Origin of the sequence: Roseovarius sp., assembly GCF_018066915.1 — a bacterium.
Taxonomy (GTDB): domain Bacteria; phylum Pseudomonadota; class Alphaproteobacteria; order Rhodobacterales; family Rhodobacteraceae; genus Roseovarius.
The window spans coordinates 1-7,071 of record NZ_JAGPVV010000054.1; the positions used below are offsets into that span (position 1 = coordinate 1).

The 7,071-nt window shown below is 62.3% G+C and carries 9 protein-coding genes; 7 read left to right on the forward strand and 2 right to left on the reverse strand.

Annotated elements, in window-relative coordinates; all coding sequences use genetic code 11:
* The first annotated feature begins 294 nt into the window (after positions 1-294).
* The 6 genes from KBT70_RS03190 (at position 295) to KBT70_RS03215 (ending at position 4,445) form a co-directional block, all read left to right on the forward strand.
* Complete coding sequence (locus KBT70_RS03190; RefSeq protein ID WP_296628695.1) at positions 295-852, forward strand: SH3 domain-containing protein; 558 nt, start codon at positions 295-297, stop codon at positions 850-852.
* Between the two features lie 39 nt (positions 853-891).
* A complete protein-coding gene (locus tag KBT70_RS03195) occupies positions 892-1,722 on the forward strand; it encodes an SDR family oxidoreductase (RefSeq protein ID WP_296628696.1) in 831 nt (276 codons plus the stop codon).
* Positions 1,723-1,811: 89 nt separating this feature from the next.
* Complete coding sequence (locus KBT70_RS03200; RefSeq protein ID WP_296628698.1) at positions 1,812-2,018, forward strand: twin transmembrane helix small protein; 207 nt, start codon at positions 1,812-1,814, stop codon at positions 2,016-2,018.
* Positions 2,019-2,021: 3 nt separating this feature from the next.
* Positions 2,022-2,594: a cob(I)yrinic acid a,c-diamide adenosyltransferase gene (locus KBT70_RS03205; RefSeq protein ID WP_296628700.1), complete on the forward strand. Its 573-nt coding sequence runs from the start codon at positions 2,022-2,024 to the stop codon at positions 2,592-2,594.
* A gap of 166 nt (positions 2,595-2,760) precedes the next feature.
* Positions 2,761-3,519 (forward strand): electron transfer flavoprotein subunit beta/FixA family protein, encoded by a 759-nt coding sequence (locus KBT70_RS03210; protein ID WP_296628703.1) that lies wholly within the window; start codon positions 2,761-2,763, stop codon positions 3,517-3,519.
* Positions 3,519-4,445: an FAD-binding protein gene (locus tag KBT70_RS03215; RefSeq protein WP_296628712.1), complete on the forward strand. Its 927-nt coding sequence runs from the start codon at positions 3,519-3,521 to the stop codon at positions 4,443-4,445. Before KBT70_RS03210 ends, KBT70_RS03215 begins: the two co-directional genes overlap by 1 nt.
* Positions 4,446-4,493: 48 nt before the next feature.
* Here KBT70_RS03215 and KBT70_RS03220 read toward each other — a convergent pair whose 3' ends face one another.
* Positions 4,494-5,327, reverse strand: a complete 834-nt coding sequence (locus KBT70_RS03220) for a DUF6473 family protein (protein WP_296628706.1) — start codon at positions 5,325-5,327, stop codon at positions 4,494-4,496.
* 160 nt (positions 5,328-5,487) lie between these two features.
* Between KBT70_RS03220 and KBT70_RS03225 the strand changes: the two genes are divergently transcribed.
* Positions 5,488-6,363 carry a 3-hydroxybutyryl-CoA dehydrogenase gene (locus KBT70_RS03225; protein WP_296628707.1) on the forward strand — a complete coding sequence of 292 codons (876 nt, stop codon included), beginning with the start codon at positions 5,488-5,490 and terminating at the stop codon, positions 6,361-6,363.
* A gap of 4 nt (positions 6,364-6,367) precedes the next feature.
* On the opposite strand, the gene KBT70_RS03230 is transcribed toward KBT70_RS03225, so the two are convergent.
* Positions 6,368-7,071, reverse strand: a 704-nt coding sequence (locus KBT70_RS03230) for a lysophospholipid acyltransferase family protein (RefSeq protein WP_296628709.1), incomplete at its 5' end; no start/stop codon positions are given.

Here is a 7,071-nt window from a genome sequence, read left to right on the forward strand (position 1 = left end):
AGATAGCGCTCGCCAATCGCGCGGCGCAGCGGTTCCGACACAGCCTCGGGCCGCATGTTGGGGTCGTCCAGCAAATCACTCATGGATATGGTGTAGCCTTGGTGTCCTGCGGCGTAAAGCACCCAGAGAGCACAGGTTCAATTCTTTTCCGATTTCCCCCTCATGGGGGCGGGCGAATCGCGTATACTGATCGCGCTGCCAAGCACTTAGTCAAATCGTATGGTATTGGGGGGATGCGCAATGTGGCGCTTAATTCTTGTTAGCTTTGCTTTTCTAGGATGGTCTTTTTATGAATTGAGCGGCGGGGCTGATTATCGCCCTTCGGCCAATTCCATTCAGGCGCGCGCCGTGCTCGACAATCAGCGGCCCGTGGCGCGGCCCTTGCGCGTCAATGTGATCGAACTGGCGCAGGATGGCACGCCCCGACAAGAGGCAGAGGTCACGCGCACCATCACATCGCTGCATGATCTGGGGCTCAACATGGGCGAGAGTGTGATGCTCACCCTCGCCTCGGCAGAGGGCGGCACCACAGCTGCGCCTGTCACCATCAGCCTGCCCACCGTGCGGCTGACCACGCCCGCCGCCCTGCCTGATACACCAGAGGTGGCAGAGGGCGCCGTCGCTCTGACCGAAACACTGGCCCCTGCCCCCGATTTGCGACGGGTGTCCGGGAATTCGGTCAATCTGCGCACCGGGCCCGGCACCGGCTATGGCCGCATTGCCAGCCTCAAGCGCGGCACCGAAGTGATCGTGCTTAGCGACCCCGGCGAAGGCTGGATCAAGCTGCGGGTGCCGGAAACCGGGCGCATCGGCTGGATGGCGGAAACCATGCTGACACTGGCCTCTGACTAGGGCTTGCATCGCCTTGCCGCGCACGCCACAAGGTCGGTCATGACAGAGCGCTCCATCCTGATCACCGGCTGTTCCTCGGGCATCGGCTATAACGCCGCACACGGCCTGCGCGCGCGCGGCTGGCGCGTGTTTGCCGCCTGCCGAAAAGAGGCCGATTGCGAGCGCCTGCGCGCCGAAGGGTTCGAGAGCCCGCGCATTGATTACACCGACGAGGCCAGTATTCAGCAGGCCGTGGCCGAGGTGCTGGCCGCCACCGGCGGGCGGCTCGATGCGCTCTTCAACAACGGCGCCTATGCCTGTCCGGGGCTGGTCGAGGACCTGCCGCGCGGCGCGCTGCGCGAGATATTCGAGAGCAATGTCTTTGGCTGGCATGACCTCACGCGACAGGTGATCCCGGCCATGCGCGCGCAGGGTCACGGCCGCATCGTGCAATGCTCGTCCGTTCTGGGGCTTGTGACCCTCGGTTGGCGCGGGGCCTATGTCAGCACGAAATTCGCCCTTGAGGGGCTGAACGATACGCTACGAATTGAAATGCGCGGCACCGGCATCCATGTCAGCCTGATCGAACCCGGCCCCGTCACCACCAAAATCCGCGAGAATGCGCGCGCGCCCTTTGAACGCTGGATCGATTGGGAAAACGCGCATCGCATGGCCGAATACCGCGACAAGCTGCGCCCGCGTCTTTATGGCCCCTATGCCAAGGACAATTTCGAACTGCCCCCCGAGGCGGTCACGAAGAAACTGATCCACGCCCTCGAAGCGCCCCGCCCGCAGGCGCGGTATTACGTGACCACGCCCACCTATCTCATGGGCACGTTGCGCCGCCTTTTGCCCACGCGCGTGCTTGACTGGGTGATCTCGAAAGCGTGACGGGCGCCCGCCCGCGTCACATTTTCCCTTTCGCTTTTCCCCTCGCGCCGCCTAGATGTGCCCCAAGTTCAATCCCGAAAGGACGCCGCATGCTGCAAGACCCGCTTTTCATCCTCGTGGCCGTGGGCTGTATCGCGGTCGCGTTGATCCTGATCCGGGGCATCTCTACCTTTGGCAAGGAAGGGGTGGAGAATGCAAAACGCTCGAACAAATACATGCAATGGCGGTTGATCGCGCAATTCGTGGCGATCATCCTCATTCTGATTTTCGTCTATTTCCGCAGGCAAGGAGGATAATCCATGGTCGTTCTCAACAGGATTTACACGCGCACCGGCGATGCCGGAGAAACTGCTCTTGGCAACGGCACCCGTGTGGCCAAACATTCCGCCCGTGTGACCGCCTATGGCACGGTGGATGAGGTCAACGCGACCGTGGGCCTCGCGCGCCTCTATGCCAAGGACGAGACTGACGATGCGCTGGCGCGTATTCAGAATGACCTCTTCGATCTCGGCGCCGACCTCTGCCGCCCGGATATGGAGCGGGACAAGGACGCCGAATACCCGCCCCTGCGCATGGCCCCCAGTCAGGTGGACCGGCTTGAGGCCGAGATTGACGCCATGAACAAGCATCTGGAGCCGCTGCGCAGCTTTATTCTGCCCGGCGGGTCGCCCTTGGCCGCGCATCTGCATCTGTGTCGCACCGTGTCGCGGCGGGCCGAACGGCTGACGGTGGAGTTGTCGGCGCTCGAGAATGTCAACGAAGCGGCGCTCAAGTATCTCAACCGCCTGAGCGACTGGTTTTTCGTGGCGTCCCGCATGGCCAATGACAGCGGCAAGGCGGATGTTTTGTGGGTTCCGGGTGCGAACCGCTGAAATACTCTGGCAACATTCTTGCGTTGAAAACCTGAAACGCGACGTCGCCAGACGCTAACGTGACGATTTTGCCCTGTTTCCCGCGCGGCAGAGCCGGTATCAACGCGCTGGAGAGCTTATCCGGGGGGTGCTACGCCCCCCACCACCATTAAGGGAGACCATGCCAATGAAGGTGCTCGTACCTGTCAAACGTGTGATCGACTATAACGTGAAGGTTCGTGTCAAGGCGGACGGGAGCGGGGTCGATCTTGCGAATGTGAAGATGTCGATGAACCCGTTTGACGAGATTGCCGTCGAAGAGGCGATTCGCCTCAAGGAAGCGGGCAAGGCGAGCGAGGTCATCGCGGTCTCCATTGGCGTGAAACAGGCGCAGGAGACCTTGCGCACTGCGCTGGCCATGGGCGCGGACCGGGCCATTCTCGTGATTGCCGCCGATGACGTGCATCAGGATATCGAGCCGCTGAGCGTGGCCAAGATCCTCGCCAAGATCGTCGAAGAAGAGCAGCCGGGCCTCGTGCTCTGCGGCAAGCAGGCGATCGACAATGACATGAACGCGACGGGTCAGATGCTCTCGGCACTTCTGGGCTGGTCTCAGGCAACCTTTGCCTCGAAACTCGATCTCGACGGCGACACAGCACTTGTTACCCGCGAGGTTGACGGCGGCTTGCAGACCATCAAGGTCAAGACGCCCACCATCGTCACCGTGGACCTGCGCCTCAACGAGCCGCGCTATGCGTCGCTGCCCAATATCATGACGGCCAAGAAAAAGCCGCTGGATGAGAAAACCGCCGCCGATTACGGCGTCGATGTCACCCCCCGGCTGGAAGTTACCGGCACATCCGAGCCCGCAAGCCGCGCGGCCGGTGTGATCCTCGGCTCGGTCGACGAGCTGGTTGCGAAACTCAAGGAAGTAGGAGCCGTATGATGTCTGTTCTTCTTCTCGCAGAAGTCACCGATGGGGAACTGGCGCTCGACGCCACCGCCAAGGCGGTGACGGCAGCGACCAAACTGGGCGATGTGACCGTCCTTTGCTGTGGCGCTTCGGCTGCTGCCGCAGGGGCTTCGGCGGCCAAGATCGCCGGTGTCAAAAAGGTGCTGGTGGCCGAGGATGCCTCGCTCGGGCACCGCTTGGCCGAGCCAACAGCCGCGCTGATCGTCAGCCTTGCAGGCGACTATAGCCACATCGTCGCCCCCGCCACGACGGATGCCAAGAACGTGCTGCCGCGCGTCGCGGCCCTCCTCGATGTGATGGTCATTTCCGACGCTTCGGGCGTGGTCGATGCCGATACGTTCGAGCGCCCGATCTATGCCGGCAACGCCATCCAGACCGTGAAATCGCGTGACGGCAAAAAGGTCATCTCGTTCCGCACCTCGACCTTTGACGCCGCGGGCGAACAGGCGGCAGCGCCGGTCGAGACCATTTCGGCAGTGGCCAATCCCGGCCTGTCGGAATGGATCGAGGACAAGGTGGCAGCAAGCGACCGCCCCGAACTGACCTCGGCAGGCGTCGTTGTCTCGGGTGGACGCGGTGTCGGCTCCAAGGACGATTTCGCGCTGATCGAGAAACTCGCGGACAAGCTGGGCGCCGCTGTGGGCGCAAGCCGCGCCGCGGTCGACTCGGGCTATGCGCCGAACGACTGGCAGGTCGGCCAGACCGGCAAGGTCGTGGCCCCCAACCTCTATGTCGCGGTGGGCATCTCGGGTGCGATCCAGCATCTTGCGGGCATGAAAGACAGCAAGATCATCGTCGCCATCAACAAAGACGAAGAAGCACCGATTTTCCAGGTGGCCGATTATGGCCTCGTGGCCGACCTCTTCACCGCCCTGCCGGAGCTGACTGAAAAGCTCTGAGCCACGGCAAGGCAAAGCCAAACCCGCGCCATCACCGGCGCGGGTTTTTTATTTGGACAGAAGGCTTTCCAACACCGGCGACAGCGCGCGCGCCGCCTCGGAATGGGCGAGCAGACCGGGCAGATCGGCGGCGACCGCCTCTTGCATCGGGTCAAACCGCATGCCGCGTGTGCCCTGCGCACAGGCCTCGGGGCTGATCACCACCTCAACCACATGCGCCGCACGCGCGCCCACCGCGCGCAGCATGGCGCGGCTGACAAAGGCCGGGTCATCCGCAATGCCCGCCGCCTCATGCCCGAGCCCCGGCAAATGCCGCGAAAACCACATCAGCACGACAGGTGCCGCGATCCGCTCCAAGAGCGCCTGCATGCGCCCCACCCAGACCTCTTGCAGACCTTCGCGCAGCACCGCAAACCGATCCGGCGAGACATCGGCCAAACGCCGCATCATGTGGCGGGTAAAGTGAAACTCGGTAAAATCAACCTCGGGATAGAGCCGCCGCAACCGCGGTGTCGCCTCGAGAAAGCGGTCATTGCGGCGCGGATGCACCCGGTAGAACGGATTGCAGAGGTTCATCGCCCCCGGCACCTGCAACACCACCGCCCGCGCGCCCGACACCATGTCGATCAGCCCGTCATCCTTGAGAAAGGCATCGACACCGGCATTGGGCCAGCCGAAATTGACACAAGGCAGCGCCAGGGACCGCTCCATCAGATCGGGATAGGGCCGGTCGATGAAGGTGCCATAGGTCTCCGTGCCGCCAAGACAAGCCACGAACTCGCCCGTCAGCCGACGCTGCGGCCCGCGAAACACCAGTTTTGACCCATCATAACGAACAGGCCGATAGTCGAGGGGCCTATGCCCCAAGCGTTCAAATCCCATGTCACCCACCTTGATCTAGTCACCCATGGAAAGGGTGGACGATTCCTCTTGCTAAATCGCTAAACGACCAATTCGCGGATTATTTTACCTGTCTCATGCCCTTGCGGCCTGCGCCCGCCACAGCCTATGCTGCTGCAGCAATCGGACAGGGATCGGGCGGATGGACATCACGAGAATCGGTGTGGTTGGCGCGGGCCAGATGGGCAATGGCATTGCTCATGTCATGGCCATCGCGGGCTATGACGTGCTGCTCAACGACATCAGCGCCGATGCGCTCGACCGTGCCATGGCCGCGATCCGCAAGAACATGGAGCGTCAGGTCAGCCGGGGCAAGATCGCGCAAGACGTGATGGAAGCGGCCCTTGCCCGGATCGTCACCACCCAGACCCTCACCGATCTGGGCAAGACCGATCTCGTGATCGAGGCCGCGACCGAACGTGAGGCGGTGAAGCAGGCAATCTTTGATGAACTGCTGCCGCATCTGGCACCACATACGATCCTGACCTCGAACACCTCGTCGATCTCGATCACGCGACTGGCCAGCCGCACGGACCGGCCCGAGAAATTCATGGGGTTCCATTTCATGAACCCAGTGCCGGTGATGCAACTGGTCGAATTGATCCGCGGCATCGCCACCGACAAGGATACCTATAACGCCTGTCTCGCCGTGGTCGAGAAACTCGGCAAGACCGCCGCCTCAGCCGAGGATTTCCCGGCCTTCATCGTCAACCGCATCCTGATGCCGATGATCAACGAGGCGGTCTACACGCTCTATGAAGGGGTCGGAAACGTCAAATCCATCGACGAATCCCTGAAACTCGGGGCCAATCATCCGATGGGGCCGCTGGAGCTTGCGGATTTCATCGGGCTGGATACCTGTCTGGCGATCATGAACGTGTTGCACGACGGGCTGGCGGATACCAAATATCGCCCCTGCCCGCTCTTGACGAAATATGTCGAGGCAGGATGGCTTGGCCGCAAGACCGGGCGTGGGTTCTATGATTATCGCGGCGACGTACCCGTGCCCACGCGCTGAAACGTCAGTCGCCCAGAGAGAGCGTATGCGCGCGCAGCCATTCCATGAAACCGCGCGGATCACTCTCGAGCATCGCCATGCGTTCGTCGCTGATCGGCGCGCCCACCACCGGCTTTTGCGGGCGGTTGCAACTGTTGACCACCTCATGCAGCAAGAGCCCCTGCCGCAACGTGGCCGAAATGCAGTTGGCCATCTGATACCAGCGTGAATTGGCACCGGGGAAATAGATCGGCACCACGCGCGCGCCCGACCGGCGGATCATCTGCGCGGTAAAGACATTCCATTCCCGCTCGATCACCGGCCCGAACATCGTATCGCTCGAGGCCACGACGCCCGAGGGAAAGACGCTGATGACCCCACCCTCTTTGAGATGCGCCATCGCCTTGGCGCGCATTTCGACCGATTTGCGCTGTGCATCGGGTTCATGCGGGAAAGGGACAGAGATCATGTAAGAGGCCGCCACCTCGTCGATCCCGGTCAAAAGCGCGCGTGTGAGGATCTTGTAATCGCTGCGCCGCCGCCCGATCAGATCGGCAAGGATCATCCCGTCCACCAGACCATGCGGATGGTTGGCCACAACCACCACCGGCCCTTCAAGCGGGATATGCGCCACTTCGTCGTCCGGGGTTAGAAGCGGAATACCCATCGTATCCAAGGCCGCGCGCCAGACTGCCTGACCGGTCGGCGCGCCGCGCTTCTCGAATTTTC

Coding starts and splice junctions, on each gene's coding strand:
- KBT70_RS03195 (WP_296628696.1), top strand. CDS start 892: ATGACAGAGCGCTCCATCCTGATCACCGGCTGTTCCTCGGGCATCGGC.
- KBT70_RS03200 (WP_296628698.1), top strand. CDS start 1,812: ATGCTGCAAGACCCGCTTTTCATCCTCGTGGCCGTGGGCTGTATCGCG.
- KBT70_RS03205 (WP_296628700.1), top strand. CDS start 2,022: ATGGTCGTTCTCAACAGGATTTACACGCGCACCGGCGATGCCGGAGAA.
- KBT70_RS03210 (WP_296628703.1), top strand. CDS start 2,761: ATGAAGGTGCTCGTACCTGTCAAACGTGTGATCGACTATAACGTGAAG.
- KBT70_RS03215 (WP_296628712.1), top strand. CDS start 3,519: ATGTCTGTTCTTCTTCTCGCAGAAGTCACCGATGGGGAACTGGCGCTC.
- KBT70_RS03220 (WP_296628706.1), bottom strand. CDS start 5,327: ATGGGATTTGAACGCTTGGGGCATAGGCCCCTCGACTATCGGCCTGTT.
- KBT70_RS03225 (WP_296628707.1), top strand. CDS start 5,488: ATGGACATCACGAGAATCGGTGTGGTTGGCGCGGGCCAGATGGGCAAT.